We start from the raw sequence: 2,955 nt of genomic DNA, 5'->3' as shown, positions 1-2,955 counted from the left end.
CTTCCAGGTGGCCTGGCCGCCGCGGCCACGCGCGGTTTTCAATCGGCGGCCCTGGCGGTCTTTTTCGGCAAAGCGGTGAAGATGGCCCAGAACGTTCCCCACACCCATGCGGCCAAATCCGAGCTGACCCTGAAGACCCTTGCCCGCTGGACCCTTGAACTGACCGCCGATGGCGCACTGGCCGAAACGGTGGCCCGGGCTAACACCGCCCGCCACGCCTTCGACCCCCTCAACATCCAGGCGCCGAACGTGATCGCGCATGTGGCCGAAATGGCCCGGCGATGCGCCGAGGCTTCGCCGAACACGCGCTTTCGGTGCGCTGCATCATTTTCGATTATGACGGCGGCTGTGTGGTTGACACCGGACCGGATTGGCAATAGGGTTATTGCCCGTTAAATCCGACGATTCGTAACAAGCCCGAGATCAAGGCTTGCGAGTTCTGAGGAAGGAGGCGTACTTTTGCGTACGCCGCAGTGACGAAGAATGAGCGTAACGCCGATATCGGGCTTGTTACGAATCCGTCAATAATAAAAGTGAGTTTGCGTTGGCTCCTCCGATCACCATCATCGGCACGGGCATTTCGCCCGACGACCTGACCGCCCGACAGATTCGCATCATCGAAAATGCCGACATCCTCGTGGGTGGCCAGCGCCTGATCGCGCCCTTCGCGCACCTGACCTGCCGGAAACGAATCATCGACAAGGATCTGAAAGGGTTGGGCGATTTCCTGGCGCAGCAGATGACTGCGCACACCATCGTGGTGCTCGCCTCGGGAGATCCCCTCTTCTTCGGCATCGGCGCCTTTCTGGCCCGGCGCCTGGGAGCCGCCAACATCCGGGTGCTGCCCAACGTCTCGGCCGTGGCCTGCGCCTTCGCCCGCCTGGGCGAGCCCTGGCAGGACGTGCGCATCATCAGCCTGCACGGCCGCAGCCACACCGGCGAGTTGTTGCGACATCTTGCCGACGGGGAAACCGTGGCGGTCTATACCGATCCGGCCCATGATCCGGCCTGGCTGGCGGCCCAATTGGTGGACAATGGCCTCTCCGATGTCGATCTGTGGGTGTTGGAGGAGCTGGGCTCGCCCATGGAGAAGATCACCCATTTGACCCCGGCGGCGGCGCGCCAGGCCGCGTTTTCCGATCTCAACCTGGTGGTGCTCAAGCCCGATCCGGCCCGCCGGCAGCGCCCGGCCCTTTTCCCGGGCATGCCCGAGGACATGTTCGTCCACGAAAAGGGTTTGATCACCAAGGCCGAGGTACGCGCCGTCGTGCTCTCGCGGCTGCGTCTCTTCGACCGCGCGGTCCTCTGGGACCTGGGGGCCGGCAGCGGATCGGTTTCCATCGAAGCCGGACAGTTCATCCGCCGGGGAAGCATTTACGCCGTCGAGCAACACGCTCGGCGCGTCGCCCAGATCCGGGAAAACCAACACCGTTTTGCCATCGGCAACCTGACCGTCGTCGAGGCGCGCCTGCCCGATGGTCTGGCCGAGCTTCCCGATCCGGATCGCGTCTTCATCGGCGGCGGCGGCAAAAATCTGGCCGATATCCTGCGAATCGCCGCCGATCGCCTGAAACCGGGCGGCATCATCGTGGTCAACACCGTTTTGATCGACACCCTCGGCGCCGCCCGACAAACCCTGGCGGACCTGGGATTTGCCGTCGACATGCTCCAGCTCCAGGTCAATCAGGCCAAGCCCATGCCTTACAGTTATCGATTCGAAGCGGCCAACCCGGTGTGGATCGTCACCGGCCACCGCCCTCAATAAGCACCATTTAAGAAAGCCAATCATCATGGAATCATCCGTTTCTTCCGTTTCACCCCAAAGCAATGCCAATCCGATCATCTTTTGCGGAGCCGGACCCGGCGACCCTGACCTGATCACGGTCAAGGGTCAGCAGGCGCTATCACACGCCGACCTGGTGGTGTATGCCGGCTCCCTGGTCCCCGAAGCCCTGCTCAAATGGACCCGCCCCGCTGCCGCCACCAAAGTAGCGCGGGCCTGCACCTGGATGAAATGGTCGCCATGATGGCCAAGGCCCATGCCGCCGGTCAGAAAGTGGTCCGCCTGCATACCGGCGACCCGAGCCTGTATGGGGCCATTTTCGAGCAAATGGCCAAACTGGCCGAACGTGGCATCCCCTACACGGTCATTCCGGGGGTCACGGCCGCCTTTGCCACGGCCGCGGCCCTGGGGATCGAATATACCCTGCCGGAAATCTCCCAAACCCTGATCCTGACCCGCATGGCCGGACGCACCCCGGTGCCGGAGGGCGAAACCCTGGCCGCCCTGGCGGCTCACCGCGCCACCATGGCCATCTACCTGAGCATGGCCATGATCGACGAGATGGCCCGCATCCTCGCCGAGGCCTATGGTCCGGAAGCCGCCTGCGCCGTGGTCTATCGGGCCAGCCAGCCGGACCAGAAAATCGTCTGGACCACCACCGGTCAAATGGCCCGGGCGGTGCGTGACGCCGGCATCCAGCGAACGGCCCTGGTGGTGGTGGGCAGGGTACTGGATGTGAGCCTGGAGACACTGACCCACCATTCCAAACTCTACGACCGCGGCTTCGCCCACGGCTACCGGGATGCGGAGGAGACGCCGTGACCACCGACGACGACGCCACGGCTGTCTGGGCCCTGACCCCCAACGGGGCCCGCCTGGCCCGCACCATCGCCCAAGGCATTCCCGCAAGCGTCCTGCATCTCTCGGCCAAGCTGGCCGTTGAAGGCGAAGATGCCGTGCGCTTCGAAATCCTCAAGGATGAAGTCGAGCGACGGTTCAATCTGTTCTCCCGGCATGTTTTCATCATGGCCACGGGCATCGTGGTGCGCAGTATCGCCGACCATCTGGTCCACAAGACCCGGGATCCGGCCGTGGTGGTCTGTGACGAGGCCGGCCGGTTTGCCATCAGCCTGCTCTCCGGCCACCTGGGGGGCGCCAATGCCCTGGCGAAA

Annotated in this window: 1 protein-coding gene and 3 pseudogenes; all 4 read left to right on the top strand. The window is 64.0% G+C overall.

What is annotated here, in order from left to right:
• Nucleotides 1-396, top strand: a pseudogene (locus tag JCM12296_RS40730) (hypothetical protein); the annotation flags it as partial.
• 148 nt (nucleotides 397-544) lie between these two features.
• Nucleotides 545-1,765: a precorrin-6y C5,15-methyltransferase (decarboxylating) subunit CbiE gene (gene cbiE, locus JCM12296_RS33760; RefSeq protein WP_054702387.1), complete on the top strand. Its 1,221-nt coding sequence runs from the start codon at nucleotides 545-547 to the stop codon at nucleotides 1,763-1,765.
• A gap of 25 nt (nucleotides 1,766-1,790) precedes the next feature.
• Nucleotides 1,791-2,605 (top strand): annotated as a pseudogene (gene cobM, locus JCM12296_RS33755) (precorrin-4 C(11)-methyltransferase).
• Nucleotides 2,602-2,955 (top strand): annotated as a pseudogene (locus JCM12296_RS41080) (cobalt-precorrin 5A hydrolase); the annotation flags it as partial. The pseudogenes cobM and JCM12296_RS41080, both read left to right, overlap by 4 nt.

Source organism: Desulfosarcina cetonica JCM 12296 (assembly GCF_001311845.1).
Taxonomy (GTDB): Bacteria; Desulfobacterota; Desulfobacteria; order Desulfobacterales; family Desulfosarcinaceae; genus Desulfosarcina; species Desulfosarcina cetonica.
The sequence above is the reverse complement of the archived record's forward strand: the minus strand, read 5'-3'. Positions and strand labels throughout refer to the sequence as shown.